This is a genomic window from Nocardioides sp. SRI_004 (genome assembly GCF_057586415.1).
In genome coordinates, this window is sequence record NZ_JBYCZV010000021.1 from 1 (window position 1) to 25,950 (window position 25,950).

A 25,950-nucleotide genomic window follows, 5' to 3' on the forward strand; every position below is an offset into this window, starting at 1 on the left:
TGACACCCAGACCCTGGCCGACGCCTCGATCATGGACCTGATCTCCGCCGGGCAGGCCACCTCCACGGAGGACTGACCCCTCGGTCGGGTCCGCTAGCGTCATACGAACCGGTCGCTCCCGCGGCCGGTTCGTATGACGTCCCGCGCCGCCACCGAGGAGCTGCCGTGCCCGTCTGGGAACCCGTCGTCTGGACCGCCCTCCCGCCCACGCTGGCGGATTTCTGGACCGAGCGGCACCTCTGCACGCTGAGCACCCTCAACCGCGAGGGCGCTCCGCACGCCGTCGCCGTCGGCGCCGTGCTCGACCCCGAGCTCGAGTGCGCCTGGGTGATCACCGACGGCGGCTCGCAGAAGGTGGCCAACCTGCGCCGCGACGGCCGGCTCGCCGTCAGCCAGGTCGACGGCGCCCGCTGGTCGACGATCATCGGCAGCGCCGAGGTCCTCTCGGACGCCGCCTCGGTCGAGCGTGCGTGCGAGCGGTACGCCGCCCGCTACCGGACGCCGCGGGAGAACCCGAACCGGGTGGCGCTGCGGATCACCGTCGAGCGGTTCCTGGGGTCGTCGCAGGTGCTGCCTCCGGCGTGAGGGCCGCCCGGGTGGCGACGCACCGCGCGCCAGCTTCACCCCCCTTGACAGGCGACCACCCCTGGGCGCATTCTCCTAACCATGTTAGGAGAAACGAAGCGAGATAGGGTTGCCGAACGACGTGCGGCGACCCGGCGCGAGATCCTCGACGCCGCGTGGGCACAGGCCCGCGAGGTGGGGATCGCGAACATCACGCTGCGCGACATCGCCCGCGAGGTCGGCATGCAGCCGCCGTCGCTGTACTCGCACTTCGACTCCAAGAACGCCGTGTACGACGCCATGTACGCCGAGGCCTGGGCGGAGTACGAGGCCCACGCGCTCGCCCAGCTCGACGACGTGCCGGCCCACCCGCGGGCGGCGATCCACCGCGCCGGGCGGGTGTTCTTCGACTTCGCGGTCGCCGACCTCGCGCGCCACCAGCTGATGAACCAGCGCACCATCCCCGGGTTCGAGCCGACGGCCGAGGCCTACGCGCCGGCCGTGCGCGTCCTCGACCACGGCATCGCGTTCCTCGCCTCCCAAGGGGTCACGGAGCGCGCCGACTTCGACATCTGGATCTCGCTGATCGGCGGGCTGATCGACCAGCAGCTCGCCAACGACCCGGGTGGTGACCGCTTCTCGCGGCTGCTCGAACGGGCCATCGACATGTTCGCGGACGCCGTCGGCATGCCACCGCTCCCCCAGAAGCACCCGACCCGCCGGAAGGCAGGCACCCCGAGATGAGCACCACCATGAAGGACCAGAACCGCCGGCCGCTGCGCCGCCCGGCCCTCGACCACCGGACGGCCATGACCCTCGCGGCCGACGAGTACGCCCGCTTCGCCGACACCGTCGCCGGCCTCGACGCCGCGGCATGGACCCGCCCGACCGCCTGCACCCTGTGGGACGTGCGGCAGCTGACCGCCCACGTGGTCGGCATGGCCGAGATGGCGGCGGGCCTCCGGGAGGGCGCCCGTCAGCGCCGGATCGCGGGGGCGGACGCCGCGGCGAAGGGCATCGCGTTCATCGACGCCCTCACCGACGTCCAGGTGCGCGAGCGCGCCGACCACACACCCGCCCGGCTCACCGACGACATGCGCAAGGTGGGACCGCGCGCAGCCCGCGGCCGCCGGATGACGCCGTCGTTCGTACGACGCCGCGACATGGGGGTTCCCCAGACGGTGCAGGGGGTCGACGAGCACTGGGCGCTCGGCTTCCTGGTCGACGTGATCCTGACCCGCGACACCTGGATGCACCGCAGCGACCTCGCCGAGGCCACCGGCACCGCGATGGTCCTGACCCCCGACCACGACGGCGCCATCGTCGCCGACGTCGTGGCCGAGTGGGCCGGGCGCCACCTCCAGCCGTACCGGCTGATCCTCACCGGCCCGGCCGGCGGCGAGTGGGGCGCCGGCACGGGCGGCGAGACGATCGAGATGGACGCGGTTCAGTTCTGCCGGGTGCTCTCGGGCCGCGGCGAGGGGTCGGGGCTGCTCGCGACCGAGGTGCCGTTCTGACCTGAGCGCCGCGTCGCGAGCAGCAGCACGAGCACGCCGATCACCGCGGCGAGCACGGACGCGAGCAGGATCCCGACCTTCGCCTCGTCGGTCAGCGCCGCGGAGCCGGGGAACGACAGCCCGGCGATGAAGAGCGACACGGTGAAGCCGATGCCGGCGACGGCGCCGACGCCGAGCAGGTGCGCCCAGGTCGTCTCCGCCGGCATCCGGCCGACACCGAGCCGGATCGCGAGGAAGCAGGCCAGCACGATGCCCAGCGGCTTGCCCACGACCAGGCCGACGCCGATCCCGAGGCCCACCGCCGAGGTCACGGCGTCGCCGAACCCGTCGAGCGCGACACCGGCGTTGGCGAGCGCGAACACCGGCAGCACGACGTACGACGACAGGGGGTGCAGCCGCGCCTGGAGACGCTCGACCATCGGCACCGACTCGCCCACCAGGAAGCGCAGCCGGTGCAGCTCGTCCGCGTCGAGCTCGTTGTCGCGCAGCGCATCGGCGGCGAAGCCGGTCGCGACGTCGGGTCGCAGCAGCGCGACGGCCGGGGTGAGCAGGCCGATCGCGACACCGGCGAGGGTCGCGTGCACGCCCGACTCCAGCAGCGCGAACCAGGTGGCGACGCCGAGCACGACGTAGACCGGGACCGCCCACACGCGGGCGGCCCGGAGCACGGCCATCACCGCGAGGAGGCCGAGCGCGACGGCGAGCCAGCCGAGCGCGAGGTCGTCGGTGTAGAAGACCGCGATGACCAGGATCGCGCCGATGTCGTCGACGATGGCGAGGGTCAGCAGGAACAGGCGCGCCGCCGACGGCACCCGGTCGCCGAGCACACCGAGCACACCGACGGCGAACGCGATGTCGGTCGCCATCGGGATCCCCCAGCCGGCGCCCGCCCCGTCCGGCCCGCCGCCCGCGATGGCGGCGTACAGCAGGGCGGGGACGGCCATCCCGCCGACGGCCGCGACGATCGGGAGCACGGCGGTGCGGGGGTCGCGGAGGTCGCCGTGGACCAGCTCGTACTTGATCTCGAGGCCGACGACGAAGAAGAAGATCGTCATCAGGCCGTCGTTGACCCAGTGCTGGAGCGACTCCTCCATCCGCCAGTCGCCGACCTCCAGCGCGAGCGGGGTGTGCCAGAAGTGGTCGTAGCCCTCGGCCCATCCGCTGATGCCGAGGTTCACCCACAGCAGGGCGGCCACCGTGGCGGCGAGCAACAGCAGCGAACCCGCCGACTCGACGTGCAGGAACTCGCGGATCGGGCGGGCGACATAGCGCGCCAACGGGCGGTCACTGGCGGTCCAGACGGGGCCTCGGCGCCACAGCTCGTCGGGGGCGGAAGGCGGTTCGGTCACGGGGATCTCTCCGTCGGGGTCGTCCGGGCAGGGGCGTTCGCCTGCCGACCAGACTTCCCGGCTCACCTACAGCCAGCCTATCGGTATCGGTAAGGTCGGCCGCATGGCCATCGAACCGCGCACTGTCAACGGTGAAGAGCCGACCATCGGGCGCCTCATCAAGGACGCGCAGACCGACCTCTCCACGATCATGCGCAAGGAGATCCAGCTCGCCAAGGCGGAGCTGAAGGTCAGCGTCACCGCGGGCGGTGTCGGCCTGGGCCTCGTCGGCGCGGCGCTGTTCCTGCTGCTGCTCGCCGTGATCATGCTGTCGGTGGCGTTCGCCTACCTGATCCACTGGAACGGCTCGGGGCTCGACCTGCAGTGGGCCTTCCTGATCGTCTTCGGCGCCTACGTGCTGCTGGCGCTGCTGCTGCTGTTCCTCGCGGTGCGCAGCTTCAAGAAGGTGAAGGCACCGGAGCGCGCGATCGAGCAGGGCAAGGAGATCCCGCGCGCCCTGAAGGGTCAGGGGGCCCACCAGGCCGCCGCAGCCCAGACCGACCTCGCCAAGACGCTCGACCGGGCCTGACCCGAGCCCATGGCGAGGCAGCCGGTCGTCGCCGGGCGGGCCGAGCAGCTGCTCGGCTCGGCGGTCGTCGCGACCGCGCCCGTCGCAGGCGGTGACATCGCCACCGCGGTCAAGCTGCGCCTCTCCAACGGCCGCACCGCCTTCCTGAAGACGCTGACCGCCGCCCCGCCGCACTTCTTCGAGCGGGAGGCCGGGGGCCTGCGCTGGCTGGCCGAGGCCACCCCGGACGGCGGTGTCGCCACCCCCGAGGTGCTCGCGGTCGACCACGACGTGCTGATCCTCGGCTGGGTCGAGTCCGCGCGGCCCGGGGCCGAGGCCGCGGGTGCCTTCGGGCGCGCGCTCGCCGCGACGCACCGCTCCGGGGCCGACGGCTTCGGGGCCGCCGACGACGGCTACATCGGGCGCCTGCCGCTGCTCAACAGGGCCCTCCCCACGTGGGCCGAGTTCTGGGCCGAGCGCCGGATCGCGCCGTACCTCAAGGTGCTGCGTGACAAGGACATGGTCACGGCCGAGGACGCCGCGACGATCGAGGTCGCCGTCGCGAAGGGCGCCGAGATCGTCCCCGAGGAGCCGCCCGCACGGCTCCACGGCGACCTCTGGAACGGCAACGTGCTGTGGGCCGGCGACGACCGGGTCGTCGTCATCGACCCGGCGGTGTACGGCGGCCACCGCGAGGTCGACCTCGCGATGCTGGCCCTCTTCGGCCTCCCCCAGCTGCCCCAGGTGATGGCGGCGTACGACGAGGCCGCGCCGCTCGCCGACGGCTGGGAGGACCGGCTCGGCTTCCACCAGCTCTTCCCGCTGCTGGTGCACGCCTGCCTCTTCGGCGGCCAGTACGCCGCCCGCGCGGCCCGGGTCGCCTCCCGCTACGCCTGAGCCCCGGCTTCCGCGAGCGGCTGCGCGGGTCGGGCCCGCGTGGTCCAATGGCACCAGGGACTTCTCGGGAGGGATCACCACATGTCGCGCTGGTTCTCGGGGGCGGTCGTCGCCGCCGTCGTCGCTGTCCTGCTCGTGCCTCTCGCGCCCGCCGACGCAGCCGCGGCGGCCTTCGTGACCCCGCGACGTTCGGGTGTGATCACCGCTCCGGGCACTCCCGCTGCATCCGCGAACCTGCCCGTCGACGTCGTGTACGACGCCCCGGCAACCAGCGCCAGCTGGCAGCTCGTCCCCTCCGGCACCGACACGGTCGCAGCCCAAGGTCCGGCGCCCACGACGTCGGGCTCGTTCACGATCAACCCCACGGCGGCCAACGAAGGCGCCCCGCTCGCGGACGGCTCCTACGTGATCCGGCTGGTCTGGACCGACGACACAGGCAGCCACACCACGACGTCGACCTTCGGCGTGGCCCTGGCCAACGACCCGCCGGCCGAGCCCCTGCCGCCGAGTCCCACCATCAGCGACATGGTCCCGTCGACCCGGGCGGGCCACTACCGCACCGCCCGGGCCTACGTCTCGACGATGCCGCGCGTCGGCTACCACGCCCAGGTGCCCGACGGGGTGCTCACGGTCCGCAACGCCGCCGGGAGCGCCGTGCAGTCCCGGGCGATCGCCGCGACCTGCCTCGGCGACGGGGTCTTCTGCATCGCCGGGGAGCACGTCGACGCGACCGACCTCTACGAGTGGAGCTGGGACGGCAAGGTCAGCGGTCGCCAGCAGCCGGCGGGGCGTTACCAGCTCACGGGACGCCTGCCCGACCGGTTCGGCCGCCTGGTCGACGTCGACCTCGGCGACTTCTGGATCCGCCACCTCGAGACGCGCCGCGCGAGCGACGTGCTGCCGGCTGCCGACATCCGCACGGACCGCTACTCCGTGATCGGCCGCTGCTCGTCCGTGACCGCCCCGGGGCCCCACAGCTGGGAGGGCTCGATCGGCCTGCTGTCGAAGTCACGCTGCCGCAGCGGCCTGGGCACTGCCGACCGGGCCTTCCAGACGCTCGGGACCAACCTCCAGGCCGTCCTGCTCGACCGAGTGGTGCGGATGCGGGTCGACGGCTACGGCGCGCCCGCGCGGGCGGGCTCGCGCGGCAGCATCGTCATGGCGGTCGACCTTCGCCGCAGCGGGCCGGTCTGGCGTCGTACAGCTGTTCTGGGAGCCGGCCTGGGCTGGCACATCGGACAGCTCCGCGACGTGGCACCGCGCTACGGGATCCACCTCAACAAGCTGGTGCAGGCCCGGGTGACCGACGGCAACCGCTACGACCTGCAGTACGTCCGCTTGGTCTACGACTACCGCACCTGGGTGCGGTAGTCCGCCTGCGAGACTGTCGCGGTGGCCCTCGCTGACGAACTGACCGCCCTGGTCGCGCACGCTGGGCGCGGCGTGCTCGACGACGCGACCAGCTTCGGCGCGGCGCTCGACGACTACGTCTCGCCCGAGGCCGCGAGCCGCGGCGTGCTGAACCTGCTGGTCGACGCCGTCCGGCAGGGCGCGTTGGCGCGACTGCTGCGCGACATCGCGCACGGCGGCGACCCGGCCCGTGCGGTGATCGCCTCGGGCGACCAGCTGGCCCGCGACCGGGCGGCGACCGACGCCGGGCCGAGCCGGTGGGCGGTCGCCCTGCTCGGGTACGCCGTGGGCGCCGTGGACCGTCACGTGCTCGACGCGCAGGCAGCGCCGGACACGGCGGCGCCGCCGGTGTCGCCACCGCCGCCCCCGCTGCCACGGACTCCGCCCACTCCGCCCGCCCCGGCCACTCCGCCGACCGCGCCGCGCCCGACCGCCGCGCCCGCCGCCGGTCCACCGCCGGTCGTCCCGCTCGCGGCTCCTCCCGCTTGGGCTCCCCCGGGCGCGCAGGCGCCCGCCCGCCGTCGTACCGGACGGGTCGTCGGGGCCGTGCTGCTCGCCGTCGTCGTCATCGCGGGCGGCATCGTCGCCGCGGTGGTGCTCACCGACGACCCGCCCCGGGCGAGGACGGTCGACGACCCGACCATCGCGATCGTGACCTCCGAGGGGACCGCCACGGGTGGCGCCGACCGCGGCTCCGACGGGCTGCTCGACGACGCGGACCCGGTCGCCATCGCGACCCTGCTCACCACGGTGGCGACGGAGTCCTTCCCCGGTGGGGGCGCTCCGTCGGTCTCCGCCCAGTCCTGGAGCGTCGCCCCGGACAACCTCGAGAGCGGCTTCCCGCGCGAGCTCGCCGTCGGCGAGCGCGACGACGCCACGTCGTGGACGGTGCGCACCGAGGCCACCAACCGGACCTTCACGATCTCGGTCGAGCACGAGCCGTCCGACGCCGGGAAGTTCTTCGACTGGTCCTGCGACAGCTTCACGTCCGGCGACGACTTCGAGACCGAGTGCAACGAGCTGACGACCAGTGACGGGCGCGCCGCGTTCGAGTACTGGTACCGCTACCCCGGCGCAGACATCGCCTCGCACAACGTCGCGATCCCCTCCGACATCGACAAGGGCATCCCCCAGGTCATCGTCGGCGAGCGCCTGGACGACCCCGCGGCCCGGCTGACGCTCGCGCAGTTCCGCAGCCAGGTGGCGATGAGCGCCAACCAGCTCCTCGAGATCGCCGAGGACCGGCGCCTCCAGCTGCCGCGCCCGGACCCGACGCCGCCGCTCCCGAGCCACGCCTACTGCCTGCAGACCACCCCGCGGCCGCGCAGCTGTCCTGACGACATCACCTGACCCGACACCGGCCCCGCCGCGCGCTCTCAGCCGCTGCTCAGGCCGATCGGCCATGATGGGGTCGTGTCCGGTACTGCTGCGCCCGCCCGTGTCCTCGTCGTCGACGACGACCGCGCGGTCCGTGAGTCCCTGCGGCGCTCCCTCGCCTTCAACGGGTACGACGTCCACCTGGCCTCCGACGGGGCCGAGGCCCTCGCGGGGATCGGCGCCATCGCGCCCGACGTCGTGGTGATGGACGTGATGATGCCGAAGCTCGACGGGCTCGAGGCCACCCGCGCGCTGCGGGCGGCCGGCAACGACGTCCCCGTCATCGTGCTGACCGCGCGCGACGCCGTCGGCGACCGGGTGGAGGGCCTCGACGCGGGCGCCGACGACTACCTCACGAAGCCGTTCGCGCTGGAGGAGCTGCTGGCCCGGCTGCGGGCGCTGCTGCGCCGGGTCTCGCCCGTGGAGGCGGACGGCGAGGAGGAGGTGCTCTCGTTCGCCGACCTGACCATGAACGTCACCACCCGCGAGGTGGTGCGCGGGACCCGCCACATCGAGCTCACCCGCACGGAGTTCACCCTGCTCGAGATGTTCCTGCGCCGGCCGCGCCGCGTGCTCGACCGCAGCTTCATCCTCGAGGAGGTCTGGGGCTACGACTTCCCCACGACCGCCAACTCGCTGGAGGTCTACGTCGGCTACCTCCGCCGCAAGACCGAGGCCGAGGACGAGCCCCGGCTGATCCACACCGTGCGCGGCATCGGGTACGTCCTCCGCGCCCCCGAGTCGTCGTGATCGAGGCGTGAGCGGGGCGTGAGCGAGGCGAAGGGCCCGGCGCTCGGACAGGGGTCGGACGGACGCTGGCACTACCGGCGCTCACTGGCGAGCCGGGTGATCTGGCTGACCACGATGGCCGTCGGCATGTCCGTGGCCCTGGTGGCGGTCGGGGCCTACCTCACAGCGCGGGTGCAGATGCAGGACACGCTCGACAACGCGCTCGTCGACCGCGCCGAGAAGGCCGCCGGGTCCAACAGCCTGCTCAGCGCCGGGTCGGCCGGCATCCCCTCGTGGGCGCTGGGTGCCGGCGACGTGCGGATCGCGTTCGTCGACTACGAGGGCACCCCGGCCATCCTCGACCGGGGTCCGACGATCGAGTTCGGGCAGCCCGAGATCGAGGTCGCCCGGGGCCACGAGGACCAGAGCCTGCGCACGATCTCCATCGCGGGCGAGCGCTACCGCGTGGTCGCCGTACCGACGAAGCAGAACGGCATCGCGCTCGTCATCGCCCAGCCCCTGGAGGACCAGGACCGCACCCTCGCGCGGCTCGGCTGGGTGACCCTCGCGTTCGGCATCTTCGGCGTCCTGGTGGCCGGCCTGGCCGGCTGGACCGTCGCGAGCAACGGCCTGCGACCGGTGCGGCGCCTCACCGACTCGGTCGAGGACATCGCGCGCACCGAGGACTTCACGCCGATGCCGGTCGAGGGCGACGACGAGATCGCCCGCCTGGCGACGGCGTTCAACCACATGCTGCTCGCGCTCGACGCGAGCCGGATCCGGCAGCGGCAGCTGGTGGCCGACGCCAGCCACGAGCTGCGCACCCCGCTCACCGCCCTGCGCACCAACGTCGAGCTGCTCTCGATGAGCGCCCGCGGCGACCAGGCCGTCAGCCTGCCGGCCGATGCCCGCGACGAGCTCCTCGACGACGTCCAGGCCCAGATCCAGGAGTTGACCACGCTGATCGGCGACCTGACCGCGCTCGCGCGCGACGAGCCGATCCGGGTCCAGGTCGAGCCCGTCGACCTCGCCGACGTCGTCGACCACGCCGTCCAGCGGGTACGACGCCGCGCGCCCGGTCTCACGTTCGAGGTCTTCACGCGGCCGTGGTGGGTGATCGGCGAGGATGCGGAGCTGGAGCGGGCGGTGACCAACCTGCTCGACAACGCGGCGAAGTGGAGCCCGGAGGGAGGCCTGGTGACGGTGCGGCTCAGCGACGGCGTGCTCACCGTCGACGACCAGGGCCCCGGCATCGCCGAGGCCGACCGCGCCCGGATCTTCGACCGGTTCTGGCGCTCCCCCGACGCCCGCACCATGCCCGGGTCGGGGCTGGGCCTGGCGATCGTGCGCCAGGTCGCCGAGCGCCACTCCGGCTCCGTGCACGCCACCGAGAACGCCAGCGGCGGCGCACGACTCGTGCTGCGCCTGCCGGGACGGGAGAACAACCCCTCATGACCCATCCACTGCGCAGCGCGGCCGCGCTGGTCGTCGTACCCGCCCTGGCGCTGGCCGCCTGCGGCGACGACGGCGCGACCGCGGCGAAGCCGGACCTGCCGAGCGAGACGCCGGCCCTGTGGAACCCCTGCGACGCGCTGGACGCGGCGTTCATCAAGAAGCACTTCGGGGCGACGGTCACCGAGGACGACGGCACGCCGACCTCGCCGGACTGCCGGTTCGCGCCGGAGGAGTCCTCGGGCGAGCCGGTGGTGCAGGCGAACTACCAGCAGTACGGCGGCACGCTCGACGAGCTCTGGAAGCAGATGGGCCAGCCCGAGGACGCGGACGTCCGCGAGCCGGAGATCGAGGGCGCCGACGCGGCCCGGATCGTGGTGTCGGTCGTGGAGAAGCAGCTCTACGTCACGGGCTTCGTGCAGACCGGGTTCCTCTACCAGGTCGTCAACGTCGTCGACCCCGCGCCCTTCGACAAGGAGCGCGACGTGCGGGGCGTGACCGCCACGCTGACCGCGCTGGCGGAGCACGCCGACGCGAAGGACGCCGGCCGGGCATCGGCCAGCCCTACGGGCTGACCGCCGCGAGCAGGCGCGCCGCCTTCCAGCCGGTCTCCGCCCACTCCTCGTCCACGTCGCTGGCGACCGTGATCCCGCCGCCGGTCCCGAGCACATAGTCCTCGCCCGCGGTGACGAGGGTGCGGATCACGACACCGAGGTCGGCACGCCCGTCGCCGGAGATCCAGCCGAACGCCCCGCTGTAGGCACCCCTCGGGGTGGCCTCGACCTCGCCGATGATCTCCATCGTGCGCAGCTTCGGCGCGCCGGTCATCGACCCGGCGGGGAAGAGCGCCCGCAGCGCACCCACCGTGGAGACGTCGTCGCGGAGCCGGCCGCGCACCGTCGAGACCAGCTGGTGCACCGAGGCGTAGGACTCGACGTCCATCAGCACCGGAACCTCGACGCTGCCCACCTCGCAGACCATCGCGAGGTCGTTGCGGAGCAGGTCGACGATCATCAGGTTCTCGGCGCGGAACTTCGGGTCGGCCGCGAGGTGCGCCCGGGCCGCCTCGTCGTCCGCGGGCGTGGCGCCCCGCGCCGTCGTCCCCTTGATCGGCTTGGTCTCGAGGACGCGGTCCTCGGTGACCAGCGCGTAGCGCTCGGGCGAGGAGCTCAGCAGCCAGGCGCGCGCGCCCGGCACGTCGTGCTGCAGGAAGCCGGCGTACGGCGCCGGGTTGGCCGACCGGAGCCGGAGATAGGCCCCCGCGGGGCTCAGCGTGCTCGGCGTGCGCGTGCGGTAGGTCAGGTTGACCTCGTAGGAGTTGCCGGCGTGGAGGTGCTCCTGGACCTGCGCGAAGGCGGCGGCATAGGTCGGCGGCGCCCCGTCGAGGGGCGCGCCGCCGAGCGCGCCGGTCGCCGCCGGGGTCAGCACCGGGTGGTCGTACTCGCGCAGGTGGGAGGGCCGTAGCCACACCGCGTCGGGCAGGTCGGGATCGGGATCGGCCGGCAGGTCGGGGCGGGCGGCGTACCCGAAGTAGCCGAACCACTGGTCGCTCGGGCGGCCGTCGGCCAGCTCCTGCTCGAGCACGGTGAACGGGTCGTCCCCCACGACGGTCGACCGGCCGCCGGCGTGGCGGGTCACCTCGCGCGCGGCGGCGTCGTACGACAGGGAGACGTCGTCGTCGTCGAGCCAGCCGAGGATCGAGCGCCGGCCCGACCAGTCGCGCGCACCGCCGCCGTCGAGCCACACGCAGCGGGCGTGGCGCGCCTGCAGCCGGGCGAACGCCTCGACCGGGTCACCCTGGGTCACCATCGGGACACCATCCGGTCAGCGTCCCATGGCGAGGAAGTTGGCGACCAGCCGCGCCCCGTGCTCGGAGAGCACCGACTCGGGGTGGAACTGCACGCCCTCGATGGGCAGCGACCGGTGGCGCGCACCCATCACCGTGCCGTCGGCCGCCCACGCCGTCGCCTCGAGCTCGTCGGGCAGCCGGACCGCCGCCAGGGAGTGGTAGCGCACGGCGTCCAACGGCGTGGGTACGCCGGCGAAGATCCCGCGCCCGTCATGGGTCACCGGCTCGACGGTGCCGTGCGCGGGCTCGACCCGGCCGACCTCGCCGCCGAAGGCGACGACCATCCCCTGCAGGCCGAGGCACACCCCCAGGGTCGGCCGACCCTCGTCGAAGCCCCAGCGGTACTCGCCCGGGTGCCCGGGCCCGGGGGACAGCACGATGTGGGAGTACGCCGCCAGGTCGACCGGGTCGTCCCACTGCACCACCGTCGGCAGCCGCCCCGAGACCTCCGCGACGAGGTGGACCAGGTTCCACGTGTAGGAGTCGTGGTGGTCGACCACGACCACGTCGGGCGTGCTCACCGCACGACCTCCTCGCGCCCGCTGGTTGAGGTGCGAGCGCCAGCGAGCCTCGAAACCACCGGGCGCCGGGTCACAGCAGGACGTCGGACACCAGGTCGTGCACGATCACGAAGCCGTGCTCGGTCAGGATCGACTCGGCGTGGAACTGCACGCCGCGGAAGTGCGGGCCGCGCACGGCGTTGATGTCGCCGGTGTCGGCATCGGCGTCGACGCTCACGCCCTCGGGGAGCTCCACGCCGTCGCCGACCCGGCCGACGAAGGTGTTGTAGAAGCCGACCTTCTCCGGGCGGCCGTCGAGCAGGATGTTGGCCTGGGTGCCCTGGAAGACGATGTCCTTGTACGCCAGCGGGATGCCGAGCGTGTGGCACAGGGCCTGGTGGCCCAGGCAGATCGCGAGGAAGGGCTTCTCGTTGTCCAGCAGCCACCGCACGGCCGCGCGGAGCTTGGCCATCTTCGGGTCGTCGTCCGCGCGCGGGTCGCCGGGGCCCGGCCCGACGATGACCAGGTCGAAGCCGTCGAGCGCCCCGTCGACGTACTCCTCGTGGCGGACGACCGACGAGCTCACGCCCATCCGGGTGAGCATGTGGCGCAGCATGTTCACGAAGTCGTCCTCGCCGTCGAGGATGACCGCGGTCTTCCCGATCAGGCGCGGGTCGACGGGGGTGCCGGCCTGGTCGGCGAGCCAGAAGCTGGAGAGCCGGTTGTTGCGGCTGTTGAGCGCGATCAGCACCTCCTCGTCGGCGACGAGGGTGGCGATGTCCGTGGTCGGCACCGGGGCCGGCGGCACGAGGCCGAAGGCGGAGAGGATGCCGCCGGCCTTGGCGTGCGTCTCGGCGACCTCGTACGCCGGGTCGGAGTCGCGCACGAGCGTGGCTCCGGCGGTCACCTTCAGCTCACCGGCGGGCGAGACGTCGGCGGTACGCAGGATGATCGGGCTGTCGAGGACCGGCTCGCCGGCCTCGTCGCGGCCGAAGAGGGCCAGCGCGGAGGCGTAGTAGCCGCGGCCCTCCGGCTCGTACTGCTTGATCAGCCGGCAGGCGTTCTCGACCGGGGAGCCGGTGACCGTGGCGGCGTACATCGTGTCCCGGAGGACCTCGCGGACGTCGCGGCTGGTGCGGCCGGCGAGGAGGTACTCGGTGTGGATGAGGTGGGTCATCGGCTTGAGGAACGGGCCGAGCACCTGGCCGCCCTCCGTGCAGATGTCGCACATCATCTTGAGCTCCTCGTCGACGACCATGAAGAGCTCGTAGATCTCCTTCTCGTCCTTGAGGAACTCCCGCATCCGCGCCTCCGTGCTGCGGGTCTCGCCGGCCGGCGGGCGCAGGTGGAAGGTGCCCGAGATGGGGTTCATCCGGACGTCGCCGCCGTGGACGGAGACGTGTCGCTCGGGGCTGGCGCCGATGAGGAAGCGGTCGCCGGTGAAGAAGACGAAGGTCCAGTACGCACCGCGCTCGCGCTCGAGGAGGCGGCGGTAGACGGTGAGCGCGACGTCGGGGCCGAAGTCGGCGACGACGGCGCGGTAGTTGCGGCCGATGACGAGGTTGGCGCCCTCGCCCTGGCCGATCTCCTCGCCGATGATCTGCGCGACGAGCTTGCCGTAGTCCTCGTCATTCGTCTCGAAGCCACCGCGGTCGGTGAACTCGACCGGCACCGGGTCGATCGCGTCGACCACCTCGGCGACGGAGAACTCGTGCTCGGTCTGCACGTCGACCACCACGAGCGGGGTGCCGTCGTCGTGGGCCTCGAAGCCGCGCTCGGAGACCTGGCGGAAGGGGACGGCGACGAGCCGGTCGCAGATGTGCCCCGGCTCCGGGACGCCGGTCTCCAACGGGATGTCCATGATCGACTCGACGACGCTGCGGGAGCCGCCGAGGACCCCGACGGTGTCGCGGTCGCCCGCGCGGGTGGAGCGCCGGATGATCGCCCACGCCTCGTGCCCCTGGACGGCCGTGATGGCTTCCCGGGCAGTGAGGCGCTGTTCAGTCATGGGCGAAGCCTATGCGGGGCGGCCGGGAGGGCTGGAGGGAGTTTCGCCCAGCGGCCGCTCGGGGTGGTCCCTCCCGTCGCCCCGCTGCGGTAGTCCCTGACGAAAAGCACCGGAATCGGCAGGATCTCGGTGCTTTTCGTCAGGGACTACCGCACAGGGGCCTCAGACGCCGAGGGCGAGGAAGGCGGCGGCGGTGCCGGCGGCGACCGGGTCGTCGGCCGCCTGCCGGCGCACCCGGTGGAGCGCGGTCGCGGGGTCGGCACCGCTCGCGAGGGATGCGTGCAGCTCGACCATCAGGTCGGCGGTGGCGGTGTCGTTGACCTCGGCGACGCTGCTGACCAGGCCGGCGGTGCCGAGCGAGAAGAGGGCGGCGGCGAGGCCCAGCAGCTCCTCCGCCCCCACCGGCGCGAGGACCCCGGACTCGCAGGCCGACAGGACGACCCGGTACGGCGCCCGGCGCACCCGCTCCAGGTCGTGCACCGTCAGCGGCCCGTCCGCGAGGTCGAGCGCGGAGAACAGCGGGCTGTCGGCGCGGAAGTTGCCGTGGGCGGCGAGGTGGACGAGGTCGGCGCCGTCGAGCTGGTCCAGCACCCGCTCGAGCGCCGCGTCCCTGCCGGCCAGCAGCGTCGCGTCGGGGTGGCTGGCAGCGAGCAGCGGCACCTCGGCGCCGCCGGTGGCGAGACCGGGGCCGCTGACGAGGACCGTCCGGCGTCTCGTGGCGGCCGGGCGGGGGGTGGCGCGGGCGCGCAGCCACTGCCCGGCCGACGGTACGACGCTGAACGGCCGGTCCCCGAGCACCGGGAGCAACGGCCAGGCCAGGCCGTGGAGCCGCGCCGTCGGGGCGAGCACGACCGGTCCGTCGGCGATGAGGCGCACCGCGTCGCCGAGGATCGCCTCCTGCAACTGCCCGCCCAGCGCGCTCATGTCGGTCGCCCGGCCGCGGGACGCCCGGCGCAGCAGCATCTGCGTGGGGCCGAGCAGCGCGGCGATCTCCTCGGTGGAGCCGGCCACCTTTCGTCGTACACGGCCGGCGTGGGTGACCAGCACGTGCACGGTCCCGTCCACGTCGACGAGCTCCACGAGGCACCCGTCACCGACCGCGGCAACGATCTCCTCGACGGTCGGGGGCTTCTGCTGCTCGGCGGTCGTCGCGGACAGCGTGTGGCTCTCGGAGCGGACCGCCCGCTCCAGCCGCAGCCGCTCGCGCTCGAGCGCGTCCGTCGGCTCCCCCTCGGCCCGCGCCTCCGCCAGCCGCCGGCCGTTGTCGCGGAGCGCGGCGAGGGAGGCGGGGATCGTCGCCGCGTCGGAGGTCGCCGGCGGCTGGGCGAGGGCGGTCGCGCGGGTGCGCTCGCTCCACCTCAGCAGCGTGCGCGGGTCGGTGGCGGCATGGCGCAGGGCGATCGTGGTCAGGTCGCGGCCGTGGGTGGTGGCGAGGGCGCGGAGCTCGGAGGACCCGATCAGGCGGCGGTGCTCGTCGATCGCGTCGAGGCCCGCGGCGGCCGCGCGGAGGACGCCGCCGCGGTGGTGCTGCTCCTCGTGGGCGAGGGACTGGGCGTGCCAGGCGGCGGCTCGGACGAGGGCGTTGGGGTGGGTGCGGTACGACGCCGCACGGGTCCAGAGCGCGAGGCGATCCTGCGGGCGGGACAGGCGGCCGGCCAGCGTCAGGGCCATCGGCGCCTCGCGCGCCGATTCTGCATCGAGCGCCCGAGCCAAGGAGATGACCTGGTCTGGGTCATCGTGCCCGGAAGCCGCCGCGACGAGTCGTGCCCTTCGCTCGAACCAAGTACGCCCCTGCTTCTGGAACATCTCGGCCGAGCGGATTGCGATGTCGTGAGCTCGACTGAGGTCTCCAGCAGCCAGGAGAGTGCTGGACTGCCGGAGGTGGAGCTCGGCCTGCTCAACGACCGGCAGCGGCGTACCGACGAACTTGTCGAGCAGGTCCGCTGCGTCCGCAACGAGCCCCGCGGACAGGTAGGTCGCCGCCAGGAGGTCGACGACCACGAATCGAGGAACTGCGCCCACCTGCGCGTACTCGGCCAACGCGTCCCCGAAGAGTTGGAGGCCCCGCGCCAGGTTTCCCCCTGCGACGGCGATCTCGGCGAGGTTCTCGATTGCCGTCAGCCTGAGCATGCTGGCTTCCGAACCTCGGAGCATCTCCTTGGCGCGCAGCACCTCCCGTTCCGCAACGTCGAGATGACCCAGGCAGAGTTGCAGGTAACCGAGCCAGATCCGGGTCCTGGCCTGCCATTCGACGCTCGACGTCGCGGGCAAAACTTCAAGTGCGCGGACCAGCTCGGGGACCGCGTCGGCGTGGCGGCCGATGAGCGCCAGCACGCCTGCCTTCCTCATCCGGATCGTTGCTTCCAGCTCACCGTTCGCGCCGTCCAACGCCCTCGCGAACTGGTGGAGCGCGGCCGCGGTCCGACCGGCATATGCGAGCGCGCCGGCGTAGGTCGCGCGGACATCCCGTCGCCGGTCTGGCGAGTGGGCAGCGGCCGCGTCCGACAGCGCATCCCGGAGTCTCCGCACCGATTCCTCGGTCAATCCCCTGTCCCGGTAGACGATTCCGAGGCACTGGTTGGCAAAGGACCGCGCCCACGGGTCCGCCCTCGTGGCAAGAACCTGCTCCGCCTGCAGCACCGCTTCATCCGGATTCTCGAGCGCCAGCGCCAACAGCTCCTCCACAGGATCTGCTCCTTTACGCGACCGGCCGAGCAGCACTACGTTAGCGCCGCCGGCCGGCCACGTGCCGTCCGTTTCCACGCTGAGGAGCGGTCATGGAAGAACCTGCGCGTCCCGCATTCCCCATCGGCATCCTGCGCGACCTGATCCGGAAGTGGCGGTTTCCCCGCCCGGGTGGAATTCGGCCCGGCGAAGGGGGACCACGGCCGGATTCCAAGGACGCAGCGGAAAGATTGCGCATTCAGGTCGGCATCGTCCGCCGAGCCTTCGAAGAGGCCGGCTTACCAGTGTCCGGCGGTCCCGTGGAGGGCATCGAACCCCCGACCGACGACGCCGACGTCCACTACCTCTACCGGACGGGGCACGCACTCGTTCGACGGAGAGACTTCGGAAAGCTCGAGAAGTACTTCAGCGCGGATGAGAATCGTGAACGATTCACCGGACGCCTGGAAGGCCGCGAGACCCGCGTACCCGGTCTGGTCCTGGCCGCTCTGCCGGCACGAGTCGACCAACGGGACGACGTACTCGCCACGCTGGCCGAGCTGGAGGAATCCAAGGTTCTGGAGCGCGGCTCCGCAACGCCGGACCACGTGGTCTACGTGACGCCGCGCGGACAGCTCTGCCCCGCGACCGAGCCCGAGACACCTCGCTCCCGCCGGGCTACGCCGTGGCCGCCGCCGAAACGCTCTCGGACAGACGTTGCCGACAAGGACCGAGTTCGTGTTTCGGTTGTCGACACCGGTTTGTGGGTCGAGGCGCTGGACAGCCCGGAGTCTCCTTGGTTGGAGAAGGGCGACGTCCTCGCCGATCTCGACGATGTCGAGGTAGTCGACTTCGACAACATCCACCCGTACGCCGGCCACGGCACGTTCGTGGCCGGGGTCATCAGCTGCCTCGCCCCAGACACCCGCGTCGAGGTCGAGGGCGTGCTCACGAAGGGTGGCGCCGTGTTCGAGCTTGAGATCGTCGAGCAGCTCCACCAGGCGATCAACGACGACGACCATCCCCAGATCATCAGCATCTCTGCCGGCACCCACACACGGGACGACTTCACTTCAGTGGCGTTCGAGGTGCTCGGCACCGAGAACAAGCTTGCGGAGCGCGAGGACGTCCTGATCGTCGCAGCGGCCGGCAACGACTCGAGCAACAAGCCGTTCTGGCCGGCCGCCTTCGACTGGGTGGTCTCCGTCGGCTCCGTCGACCCCGACAAGAAGGTCTCCGACTTCTCCAACTTCGGCAAGGACTGGGTATCGATCTACGCCCGTGGCCGCAACCTGGTGAATGCCTTCCCCAAGGGGACCTACACCTGCCACGAGCCGCCCAACGCCGGGCAGGTCCGGCAGTTCGACGGGCTCGCCCAGTGGAGCGGTACGTCCTTCTCGACCCCGATCGTCACCGGGCTGATCGCCGCCGAGATGCGCGACAACGGCCTCACCGCGCGAGCGGCGTGGGACGTCGTACGGCAGACCGCGATCACCGAGTACGACGCCCGGATCGGTGAGGACATCCAGATCGTCGGTCCGCTGACCTGAGTGGTGGCGCCCGGCGCACGGGCCCGGGGGTCTCGTGACGGTTGCTGCGCAACCCCCTCGACCACCGTTGAGGCAGGCCGCGGCGGGACGTCATACGAAACGGTCGCTCGAAGGCTCGATTCGTATGACGTCCCCGCCGGCACCCACCTGGCCAGCCCGGGACGTCATACGAAACGGCCGCCCCAGCGCGCGCTTCGTATGACGCAAACCCGGCCATCCACGAACGAGCCGCCCCACGAGGCGCCGAACGAGATCCCGAGCGGTCAGAGGGTGACCCAGGGCGTGGTGAGCGACCACCCACCCCGCTCGACCACGAACCGCGCCGCACCGGTCCCCACCCCGGCGAACCGGAAGAAGCCGGCTCCGTCGACGGTGGTGGTGACATCGGGGGCCTCCGGGCGCTGCAGGGTCACCGACGTGAGTCCCTCGGCCTCCATGGCGACGCCGGAGGCGATCACCTCGCCGAGCACCTGGTCGCCGTCGACCTCGACCTCGAGGGTCAGCCCGCTGCGGCCGAAGGCCAGCGAGCGTGGGGCACCGGCAGAGGAGCGCACGGCCGCACCGGCGTCCAGTGCGGAGTCGTGCAGCAGCTCCGCGAGCTCGTCGTCCACCGAGCGCCAGGTGAAGGCGGCGCGGGCGGCCTCACGGCGGCGGTCCGGGACGGCGTCCGCCTCCTTGACCGCCTCGTCGAGCAGCGCCATCAGCGCGTCGTCGTCGAGCTTGCTCAGGTCGTCCCACTCACTCATGACCTCTCCCCTCCCACGAGATCAGGTCCCAGGCCCCGCAGGGACCGGGTACGACGCAGCTGGTCGAGCGCCCGGGCGCGGGTCGGTCCGATGCTGCCGATCGGGATCCCGAGCCGGCGGCTGATCTCCTCGTAGCCGACCGGCGGGTCCTCGAGCAGCAGGAGGAGCAGGTCGCGACGGCCCGCCGGGAGCTCGTCGAGCGCGTCGCGCAGCAGCTGGCGGCGCTCGGCGGCGAGCAGGTCGTCGCCGGCCACGTCGTCCTCGACGGCGTCCAGGCCGCCGGCCGCACCGTCCTCCTGCGGGTCGACCGGGCGGACCCGGCCCCGCGCGGCGAGCAGGCGCAGGCACTCGTTGCGGGTCGTCGTACGGATCCAGCCCGGCAGGGCGTCCGGCTCCCGCAGGTCACCGAGGTGTTCCACCAGTCGCAGCCACACCGTCTGGCTGACGTCGTCCCCATCCACCTCCGAGAGCCGGTGGCCGCGAACGATCGCGCCCACCAGGGGCAGGAAACGATCGACGATCGCGTCCCACGCATGCTGGTCTCCTTCCCGCGCTGCGGGGACGAGCGTGGACAGCGGCTCTGGCACGGTTGCATCGTCCCGCATCGAGGACCCGCGAGCCAGTACCGCTGATACGTCGAATCCGCCTCAGCCAGGTACTCAGCCAGGTACGACGCGCCCGCGCCACCGCCCCGCGATCCCGGCGCCCAGCAGCAGGGCGCCGAGGAGCGGGAACTCGACCGGCGCGTAGCCGAACCAGAAGTGGGTCGAGGGCAGGTCCTGGGAGAAGTCGTAGAAGCTGCCCGCGTCGGACACGAACCACAGGAACGGGGCGAGCCCCCACACGATCGCGGCGAGCACCGGGCCGAGCCCGGACAGTCGGGCGGACAGGGCCGCGACGGTCAGGAAGATCCCGCCGCCGAACAGCCACAACAGCTCCGCGGACCAGCCGGAGTCGGCGAAGGCGTAGACGTTGCGGAGGTACTTCTCGGCTCCGTAGTCCACGAGGGCCAGCCCGATCGGCGTGGCCACGAGCGCGACCAGAGGACCGACGATGTGGCGCAACACCATCGACCGGCGCCTCGGAGAGCCCGGGAAGCCGGACGAACCCGGCGATCCGGGCCCCGGTGAGCCGAAGGGCGCCGGCGGACCGAAGTCGTGCGACGGCGGGGCGGGATAGGGCGGCGGGCCGGCATCGGTCATGGCGCCGATCCTGCCCCGAGCCCGGCGGCGTACGCCAGCACCGGAATTTTCCTGGGTCCCCGTGTATCAGGACCCGATCCCGAGCGCTCCTCCCTCCGTCAAGCCGAAGCGGCGAACTCCCCGCCGCGCAGCTCCCGGAAGGAACATCGTCATGACCTGGAACGAGACCCACGAACGCACCCGCATCATCCGCGAGGTCGAGGCCGCCGCCGCGGTCGACATGAGCGGCGCCCTCCCCTGGCGGGAGGAGTGGAACCAGTACTTCAGCGGCCCGCACGGCCTGGTCGCCGCACTCCGCGCCCGCTGGCAGCACATGTGCGAGGCCCAGCTCGACGTGCAGGACGGCGAGGACCAGTTCCAGGACGCCTACACGCGCCTGCGCCGCACCCAGTCCGCGATCCTCGCGATCCTCCAGCGCGCCGACGCCGCCCACGCGGCCGCGGCAGCGGTGGACCTCCTGACACTGACGGGCCCGCGCCCCGCTCCCTCCCTCGCGCGGGCCCGTCGGTTGCACCTCCGCGGCCCCGTGCTGCCGGTCTGACCGGCAGCACGGACCGACGGGAACCGACGAGAAGGGGTACGACGCCATGCTCGAGCTCACGTACGTCGCCGCCACCAGCCGGCTGGACCGGCTGGGGATCCAGGAGCGCCAGGTGCTCCAGCTCATCGCCCACGGCCAGTCCGACGCCGCGATCGGGCGCCAGCTCGGCCTCTCGCCGCTGGCCACCGAGGAGATCAGCACGCGGATCTTCGACAAGCTCGGGCTGGAGCCCTCGCCGTACCTCAGCCGGCGTGTGCTCGCGGTCCTCACCCTGCGCCAGGCCCCTGCCGGGGCCACGGGAGCCCGCTCCCGGGACGCGGCGCACTGAGACCGCGGCACTTCCCGCGTTCTCGGGCCAGTGGGGGGCCTGATGACGCACACCGCAAGGGGTGGTCCGTTTCCGGGGCGGGCCACCCCTTGTCGCGTCCGGCCGCCTCAGTCGTCCGCTGCGTCGATCTCCCGCGCCTGCCGGTTGATCTCGGCCCGCTGCTCGGGGCTCAGCTCCCGCCAGGCGTCGAGGTACTCCCTCGCCCCCTGCAGGGCCAGGGTGGCGAACTCCGGGTCGTCGGCCAGCTCCCGCATCGAGGTGCGGCCGGCCAGGGTGTCGGAGATCTGGTCGCCGAGCGGGGTGCCGGCGTACCGGCCGGCGAGGACCGTGAGGCCCTCCCGCATCTGCCGGGCGGCGGCGCGGTCGCCGGTGTACTCCTCGAAGGTGTCCACGTCCGCCTACCTGCTGAAGGCCGCGAAGACCATGCGGTGGTGCCGGCCGGGCCAGTCGGCGGACCAGTCCTCGCCCACCCAGGTGGTGACGGACACGGCGACCGCGTCGTCGGAGTACTGGTTGATGTCGTCGGCGACCTCCTCGAGCAACGAGGCGATCGTGTTGTCGGCGTACTGCAGGGCGACGTGGAGGACCGCCGTCTCGGCCTCGGCGTCGACCTCCACGGAGATCGCCGCCATCGACGGCGTCACCGCGCCGATCAGTGCCTGCACGGCGGCCAGGACGACAGTGTTCTCGAGATCCAGGTGCTGGCTCATGCTCACCCCTTGGTGGGACTGGTCGGTACGACGCTCGGCGGCTTCGTGCCCTTGATGATGAAGACGTGGGTCGGCTGGTCGTGGTAGCCGGCCAGCGGGTTGTTGTTGTACCCCGTGACGTCGTTGTGGCGCACGATCGGGTGGCCGTGCTTGTCGTACCCGACGATCTTGGCCTTCCCGGAGTGCAGCGCGTCGAGGACGTCCTGCGCGTCCTTCTCGCTGTTGAAGTAGCCACCCTTGCCGCGCTTGACCCACTCGGGGGTGTCCTTCACGTGGCGGGCCTGCTTCTGGCGGCTCACCTTCTTGCCGATGTCGGCGATCTCCTTGGCGTTCGGGGGCTTCTTGGGGCCCTTGAAGCCCTTGAAGGAGTTGCGGGACTTGGTCGCCAGCCGCCGCAGGACGGGTCCCAGGCCCTTCACCTTCGTGCCGACCCGGCCGAGCGCGAGCAGGGCCCTTGCCTTCGCGAGGTCACGGATGTCGTCGATGGCCTTGATGATCCGCTTCGCGAACTTGATGGCCCGGGCCGTCGCGACGCCGGCGGCCACCGCGCCGCCGCCCCCGAAGGTGAAGAAGCTGGTGATGACCCCGATGGTGGCGGTGATCCCGAGCTCGATCGCCAGCTCCTTGAGGATCCCCTTGATGACCTCACGCTGCTGGTCGACGACGTCGGCGTAGCCGTCGCAGGCCGAGGCCAGCTCGCCGAACGCCTCGGCGAGGTCGACGGCGGCGTCCTTCAGCTCGGTGACGGCGTTGACCGCCAGCGGGATCTCCGGCGATTTCTGCGCCTCCAGCAGCCCGATGGCGCTGTCGCAGGTGCCCGGGAGCAGGGCGACCGAGCGCTGTGCGGTGCGCCAGGTGTTCGCCGCCTGGCGCAGCCTGCCGGTGTCGGCGTTGGGCCACACGAAGCCCTCGAGGTGGTCCACCACGAGGTCCCAGAACTCCGGTGCGCCGCCGGCGTCGCCGCCCTCGGCGGACGGCACCGAGAAGGACGGTACGTCGATCTCGCCCGCTCCGCTGAGCGACTGGCTGCCGTCGTACACGAGGGGCGGGGCGCCGTAGACGGCTCCGTTGTCGGCCTTGCGGTGGTTCTCGATCGACAGGGCGGTGAGGACGCCGAGGTTGCCGGCGGCGTCCACGAAGTCGCGCAGCGCGTCGACCGCTCCCTGGGCACCGGGGTCGTACTCGACGGCGAAGTCGTGCGAGGTCGAGTCGTCGCCGGCCATCCCGCCGTGTCCCGCGAGGTCGGAGGTGAGCGTCTCGTAGTGGATGGCCGCGCGCTGGTTGACGGAGATCAGCGCCTCGGTGGCGTCGTCGTAGCCCGTGCCGCCGACGTCGACGCGCGTCACTGGACGGCCCGCCACATGTCGACATTGGCCTGCCAGGCGGCGACGTAGAGGCCGTGCGCGTCGTTGTTCTCGGCGATCAGGTCCGAGAGGGCCAGCGCCATCGCGTCGAGTCCCTTGTCGAGCTCGGCGCGCGCGAGCTTCTGCGCCTCGGCGGAGAGACCCTCCCACTCCGACTCCAGGATCCGCATCTGGCGGCGGAAGTCGGTGATGCTGCGGTCGATCTTCGCGTGGCAGGTCGTCAGCTCGCGGACCAGCTCGTCGAGCTCGTCGGAGTCGAGGGAGTACCGGTCGGACTTCTCCATCAGCCGAGCCGCTCGATGATGTGGGCGGAGATCTGGTCGAGGTTGGCCTGGCTCTCGGCGTCCTCCTGGCGGATGTCGCGGTGGAAGGCGTCGATGAGCTCACGCATCGCGACCAGCCCTTCCTCCGCGTCGGTGGCTCCGGCCAGCCAGTCCGCCCAGATCGGGAGGAAGGACTCGGCGGCGTCCCCGGTCCATCCCTTCCCGAGCAGGTCGTGGACCCTCCGGTCGATGCGGTCGCGGGTGGCCCGCAGCTCGGTCGCGGCGGTGACGATGTCCTCCTTGCCCCGGTCGAGGGCGGCATGGACGAGTCCGAGGTTCACGAGTCCTCCCGAGGGCTCATGTCGGTGTGGGCTGGGGACTCCCCTCTTGCCCGGACTCGCCGACCGAAAACGCGCCGACCCGGCACCGCGCAGATCAACTGCCCGCGCCGCGCTCCTCGGTGCGCACGGTGACCTTCTTCAGCAGCCGGTTGAGCGTCGCGAGCTCCCGCTCGGTGAGGGCGTCGGCGAGGTCGTTCTCCGCCTCGCCGCGGATGTCCATCGCGCGGCGCCAGATCTCGATGCCGGCCTTGGTGACCTCGACGATCACCCGGCGCCGGTCGTCGACCGACGGGATCCGCCGGATCCAGCCGGCCTTCTCGAGGCCGTCCAGCCGGCCGGTCATGCCGGCTCCGGAGACGGCGAGCTCCGCGGCCAGCTCGGTCGGCGAGGCCGAGCCCGGGGTGTCGCGGATCATCAGCACGTGGAGGGTGTCGTACTCGAAGTCGGTCAGGCCGACCTCGGCGACCGCGTGCTGCTTGGCGTGGCGCAGGTAGCGGTCGATCCGGCCGATCCGCACGAAGGCCGCCTCGACCTGGTCGTCGAAGGCGATGTCGAGCCAGTGGTCCCGCCACCGCGCGACGTGGCGGTCGGTCCAGTCCTCGGGCATGGCGTCAGGGTAGTGGCGACCGCTTCGCCAGCGAATACTTAGTTGTCGAATACTTAGCCAGCGAACTATCTTGGTCGGCATGCCCGCCTCCCCGCTCACCTCCCCCGACTTCCGGTGGCTCGTGTCCGGCATCGCGGTCAGTGGCCTCGGCTCGGCGATGACCCCGGTGGCGCTGGCGTTCGCGGTCCTCGACCTCGGCGGGTCGGCGAGCCAGCTCGGCCTCGTGATCGCCGCCTTCGCCCTGGCCGACGTCGTCACGACCCTGTACGGCGGCGTACTCGGCGACCGGCTCCCCCGCCAGCTCCTGATGCAGGGCTCCGCCACGGCCACCTGCGTCAGCCAGGCGATCTGCGCGACGGTGCTCGTCACCGACCACGGCTCGATCCTCTTCCTCGCCCTCATCGGTGTCGTCAACGGCTGCCTCGGGGCGCTCGCGCAGCCCGCGTCCAACTCGATGACCCGCTTCACCGTGGCCGAGGCCCAGCTGCCGCGGGCGGTGGTCGTGCGCAGCCTGGCCAGCCAGACGTCGTACGCGATCGGGTTCGCGCTCGCGGGCATCGTCGTCGCGACCGCGGGCCCGGGCTGGGCGATCGCGGTCGACGCGCTGACCTACGCCGTCGCCGCGGGGTGCTTCGCGATGATCCGGGTCGCGGCCCCGACGACCGCCGGGGGCGAGCGGCTGCTGGCCGAGCTGGCCGACGGCGCGCGCGAGGTGCTGCGGCACACCTGGCTGTGGCTGCTGATCGGGCAGGCGCTGCTCTACCACCTGTGCTTCGGCGGCGCCCAGGGCGTGCTCGGCCCGATCGTCGTCGGCGACACCTGGGGCGAGGAGGCCTGGGGCGGCGCGATGGCCGCACTCATGGCGGGCTTCGTGATCGGCGGGCTGGTCGCGCTGCGCTGGCGCCCGCGCCACCTGCTCCGCTCGGGCGTGGTCCTGCTGTCGCTGACCGCCGCGTTCCCGCTGGCGATGGCGCTCGCCGACCAGCTCTGGCTGGTGCTCGCCGGCGCGGCCGTGCACGGCATCGGCCTGCAGCTGTTCAGCGTCAGCTGGGACCTCGCCATCCAGGAGAACGTCGCCGAGGACAAGCTCTCCCGGGTCTACGCCTTCGACCTCGTCGGCTCGTTCGTCTGCCGGCCGCTGGGGCTCGCGCTGACCGGCCCCGTCGCGGGCGTCGTGGGCACCGACCGCTGGCTGGTCGTGGTCGCCGGCGTGATGGGGGTGAGCTCGCTGGCCGCGCTGGCAGCACCCTCGGTGCGCGGGCTGAGGCGCCGGCCGGAGCTCGATCCGGCTGGGGCGGCCGGGGCGGCTGGGGCGGCTCCGGCGGCGTCGATGTAACACGCTGTTCGTCGATCTGGTCGGCGGAAGTCAGGGGCGACACGCCGTGAATCGGCCCCCATCGCCCTGAAGAGCGGCGGGCAGATGGCCGAACAGCGT

General features: G+C 72.4%; 29 protein-coding genes. 15 read left to right on the forward strand and 14 right to left on the reverse strand.

Annotated elements, in window-relative coordinates; genetic code table 11:
• Window positions 1-165 precede the first annotated feature (165 nt).
• The 3 genes from AC2YHB_RS22520 to AC2YHB_RS22530 all read left to right on the forward strand — a co-directional run bounded on the left by AC2YHB_RS22520 (window position 166) and on the right by AC2YHB_RS22530 (window position 2,081).
• Window positions 166-585: a pyridoxamine 5'-phosphate oxidase family protein gene (locus tag AC2YHB_RS22520; protein ID WP_487354647.1), complete on the forward strand. Its 420-nt coding sequence runs from the start codon at window positions 166-168 to the stop codon at window positions 583-585.
• Window positions 586-666: 81 nt separating this feature from the next.
• Complete coding sequence (locus AC2YHB_RS22525) at window positions 667-1,308, forward strand: TetR/AcrR family transcriptional regulator (RefSeq protein WP_207008212.1); 642 nt, start codon at window positions 667-669, stop codon at window positions 1,306-1,308.
• Complete coding sequence (locus AC2YHB_RS22530) at window positions 1,305-2,081, forward strand: maleylpyruvate isomerase family mycothiol-dependent enzyme (RefSeq protein ID WP_487354648.1); 777 nt, start codon at window positions 1,305-1,307, stop codon at window positions 2,079-2,081. The genes AC2YHB_RS22525 and AC2YHB_RS22530 overlap by 4 nt, the downstream gene beginning before the upstream one ends.
• Here the strand turns inward: AC2YHB_RS22530 and nhaA are convergent.
• Window positions 2,012-3,430, reverse strand: coding sequence for a Na+/H+ antiporter NhaA (nhaA, locus tag AC2YHB_RS22535; RefSeq protein ID WP_487354649.1), 1,419 nt, complete (start codon window positions 3,428-3,430; stop codon window positions 2,012-2,014). The genes AC2YHB_RS22530 and nhaA overlap by 70 nt on opposite strands.
• A 103-nt stretch (window positions 3,431-3,533) precedes the next feature.
• On the opposite strand from nhaA, the gene AC2YHB_RS22540 reads away from it, so the two are divergent.
• The 7 genes from AC2YHB_RS22540 (at window position 3,534) to AC2YHB_RS22570 (ending at window position 10,417) form a co-directional block, all read left to right on the forward strand.
• Entirely contained in the window at window positions 3,534-3,998 is a 465-nt protein-coding gene (locus AC2YHB_RS22540) for a phage holin family protein (RefSeq protein WP_487354650.1), read from the forward strand.
• A 9-nt stretch (window positions 3,999-4,007) separates the two neighbouring features.
• Entirely contained in the window at window positions 4,008-4,874 is an 867-nt protein-coding gene (locus AC2YHB_RS22545; RefSeq protein ID WP_487354651.1) for a fructosamine kinase family protein, read from the forward strand.
• A gap of 81 nt (window positions 4,875-4,955) precedes the next feature.
• Complete coding sequence (locus tag AC2YHB_RS22550) at window positions 4,956-6,245, forward strand: hypothetical protein (RefSeq protein ID WP_487354652.1); 1,290 nt, start codon at window positions 4,956-4,958, stop codon at window positions 6,243-6,245.
• A gap of 21 nt (window positions 6,246-6,266) precedes the next feature.
• The gene (locus AC2YHB_RS22555) at window positions 6,267-7,634 is read left to right on the forward strand and encodes a hypothetical protein (protein ID WP_487354653.1); all 1,368 of its coding nucleotides are present in this window, start codon (window positions 6,267-6,269) and stop codon (window positions 7,632-7,634) included.
• 63 nt (window positions 7,635-7,697) lie between these two features.
• Window positions 7,698-8,411, forward strand: coding sequence for a response regulator transcription factor (locus tag AC2YHB_RS22560; protein WP_036543556.1), 714 nt, complete (start codon window positions 7,698-7,700; stop codon window positions 8,409-8,411).
• Between the two features lie 18 nt (window positions 8,412-8,429).
• Window positions 8,430-9,845: a sensor histidine kinase gene (locus AC2YHB_RS22565; protein ID WP_051931990.1), complete on the forward strand. Its 1,416-nt coding sequence runs from the start codon at window positions 8,430-8,432 to the stop codon at window positions 9,843-9,845.
• Complete coding sequence (locus tag AC2YHB_RS22570; protein ID WP_487354654.1) at window positions 9,842-10,417, forward strand: hypothetical protein; 576 nt, start codon at window positions 9,842-9,844, stop codon at window positions 10,415-10,417. The genes AC2YHB_RS22565 and AC2YHB_RS22570 overlap by 4 nt, the downstream gene beginning before the upstream one ends.
• On the opposite strand, the gene AC2YHB_RS22575 is transcribed toward AC2YHB_RS22570, so the two are convergent.
• The 4 genes from AC2YHB_RS22575 to AC2YHB_RS22590 form a co-directional block, all read right to left on the reverse strand.
• The gene (locus AC2YHB_RS22575; protein ID WP_487354655.1) at window positions 10,407-11,651 is read right to left on the reverse strand and encodes an anthranilate synthase component I family protein; all 1,245 of its coding nucleotides are present in this window, start codon (window positions 11,649-11,651) and stop codon (window positions 10,407-10,409) included. The two genes, AC2YHB_RS22570 and AC2YHB_RS22575, sit on opposite strands and share 11 nt — an antisense overlap.
• Window positions 11,652-11,666: 15 nt before the next feature.
• Window positions 11,667-12,212 (reverse strand): anthranilate synthase component II, encoded by a 546-nt coding sequence (locus tag AC2YHB_RS22580; RefSeq protein WP_179648911.1) that lies wholly within the window; start codon window positions 12,210-12,212, stop codon window positions 11,667-11,669.
• Between the two features lie 70 nt (window positions 12,213-12,282).
• On the reverse strand, window positions 12,283-14,199 hold the full coding sequence (locus tag AC2YHB_RS22585) for an anthranilate synthase family protein (protein WP_487354656.1): 1,917 nt from the start codon (window positions 14,197-14,199) through the stop codon (window positions 12,283-12,285).
• Window positions 14,200-14,361: 162 nt separating this feature from the next.
• A complete protein-coding gene (locus tag AC2YHB_RS22590; protein WP_487354657.1) occupies window positions 14,362-15,870 on the reverse strand; it encodes a CHAT domain-containing protein in 1,509 nt (502 codons plus the stop codon).
• Between the two features lie 159 nt (window positions 15,871-16,029).
• Between AC2YHB_RS22590 and AC2YHB_RS22595 the strand changes: the two genes are divergently transcribed.
• Both AC2YHB_RS22595 and AC2YHB_RS22600 read left to right on the forward strand, forming a co-directional pair.
• The gene (locus tag AC2YHB_RS22595) at window positions 16,030-17,028 is read left to right on the forward strand and encodes a hypothetical protein (protein WP_487354658.1); all 999 of its coding nucleotides are present in this window, start codon (window positions 16,030-16,032) and stop codon (window positions 17,026-17,028) included.
• Window positions 16,977-18,413: a S8 family peptidase gene (locus AC2YHB_RS22600; RefSeq protein WP_179648908.1), complete on the forward strand. Its 1,437-nt coding sequence runs from the start codon at window positions 16,977-16,979 to the stop codon at window positions 18,411-18,413. The genes AC2YHB_RS22595 and AC2YHB_RS22600 overlap by 52 nt, the downstream gene beginning before the upstream one ends.
• A 263-nt stretch (window positions 18,414-18,676) precedes the next feature.
• Here the strand turns inward: AC2YHB_RS22600 and AC2YHB_RS22605 are convergent, their stop codons facing one another.
• The 3 genes from AC2YHB_RS22605 to AC2YHB_RS22615 form a co-directional block, all read right to left on the reverse strand.
• Window positions 18,677-19,159, reverse strand: a complete 483-nt coding sequence (locus AC2YHB_RS22605; protein WP_179648907.1) for a hypothetical protein — start codon at window positions 19,157-19,159, stop codon at window positions 18,677-18,679.
• Window positions 19,156-19,746 (reverse strand): RNA polymerase sigma factor, encoded by a 591-nt coding sequence (locus tag AC2YHB_RS22610; RefSeq protein WP_218864681.1) that lies wholly within the window; start codon window positions 19,744-19,746, stop codon window positions 19,156-19,158. The genes AC2YHB_RS22605 and AC2YHB_RS22610 overlap by 4 nt, the downstream gene beginning before the upstream one ends.
• A gap of 72 nt (window positions 19,747-19,818) precedes the next feature.
• Window positions 19,819-20,229, reverse strand: coding sequence for a hypothetical protein (locus AC2YHB_RS22615; RefSeq protein WP_179648906.1), 411 nt, complete (start codon window positions 20,227-20,229; stop codon window positions 19,819-19,821).
• A 283-nt stretch (window positions 20,230-20,512) separates the two neighbouring features.
• Here AC2YHB_RS22615 and AC2YHB_RS22620 point away from each other — a divergent pair, with 283 nt between their 5' ends.
• Window positions 20,513-20,902, forward strand: coding sequence for a hypothetical protein (locus tag AC2YHB_RS22620; RefSeq protein ID WP_036543575.1), 390 nt, complete (start codon window positions 20,513-20,515; stop codon window positions 20,900-20,902).
• A 46-nt stretch (window positions 20,903-20,948) separates the two neighbouring features.
• Window positions 20,949-21,230 carry a LuxR C-terminal-related transcriptional regulator gene (locus AC2YHB_RS22625; RefSeq protein WP_036543576.1) on the forward strand — a complete coding sequence of 94 codons (282 nt, stop codon included), beginning with the start codon at window positions 20,949-20,951 and terminating at the stop codon, window positions 21,228-21,230.
• Window positions 21,231-21,337: 107 nt separating this feature from the next.
• Here AC2YHB_RS22625 and AC2YHB_RS22630 read toward each other — a convergent pair whose 3' ends face one another.
• From AC2YHB_RS22630 to AC2YHB_RS22655, 6 genes are all read right to left on the reverse strand, one after another.
• A complete protein-coding gene (locus AC2YHB_RS22630; protein ID WP_036543579.1) occupies window positions 21,338-21,622 on the reverse strand; it encodes a hypothetical protein in 285 nt (94 codons plus the stop codon).
• 6 nt (window positions 21,623-21,628) lie between these two features.
• Complete coding sequence (locus tag AC2YHB_RS22635) at window positions 21,629-21,940, reverse strand: hypothetical protein (protein ID WP_179648905.1); 312 nt, start codon at window positions 21,938-21,940, stop codon at window positions 21,629-21,631.
• Between the two features lie 2 nt (window positions 21,941-21,942).
• The gene (locus AC2YHB_RS22640) at window positions 21,943-23,286 is read right to left on the reverse strand and encodes a WXG100-like domain-containing protein (RefSeq protein ID WP_179648904.1); all 1,344 of its coding nucleotides are present in this window, start codon (window positions 23,284-23,286) and stop codon (window positions 21,943-21,945) included.
• Window positions 23,283-23,588 carry a WXG100 family type VII secretion target gene (locus AC2YHB_RS22645; protein ID WP_036543582.1) on the reverse strand — a complete coding sequence of 102 codons (306 nt, stop codon included), beginning with the start codon at window positions 23,586-23,588 and terminating at the stop codon, window positions 23,283-23,285. Before AC2YHB_RS22645 ends, AC2YHB_RS22640 begins: the two co-directional genes overlap by 4 nt.
• Window positions 23,588-23,908 (reverse strand): WXG100 family type VII secretion target, encoded by a 321-nt coding sequence (locus AC2YHB_RS22650; protein WP_036543584.1) that lies wholly within the window; start codon window positions 23,906-23,908, stop codon window positions 23,588-23,590. Before AC2YHB_RS22650 ends, AC2YHB_RS22645 begins: the two co-directional genes overlap by 1 nt.
• Window positions 23,909-24,002: 94 nt before the next feature.
• Window positions 24,003-24,515 (reverse strand): MarR family winged helix-turn-helix transcriptional regulator, encoded by a 513-nt coding sequence (locus AC2YHB_RS22655; RefSeq protein ID WP_036543585.1) that lies wholly within the window; start codon window positions 24,513-24,515, stop codon window positions 24,003-24,005.
• Between the two features lie 79 nt (window positions 24,516-24,594).
• Between AC2YHB_RS22655 and AC2YHB_RS22660 the strand changes: the two genes are divergently transcribed.
• On the forward strand, window positions 24,595-25,851 hold the full coding sequence (locus AC2YHB_RS22660) for an MFS transporter (RefSeq protein WP_179648902.1): 1,257 nt from the start codon (window positions 24,595-24,597) through the stop codon (window positions 25,849-25,851).
• Window positions 25,852-25,950: the final 99 nt, after the last annotated feature.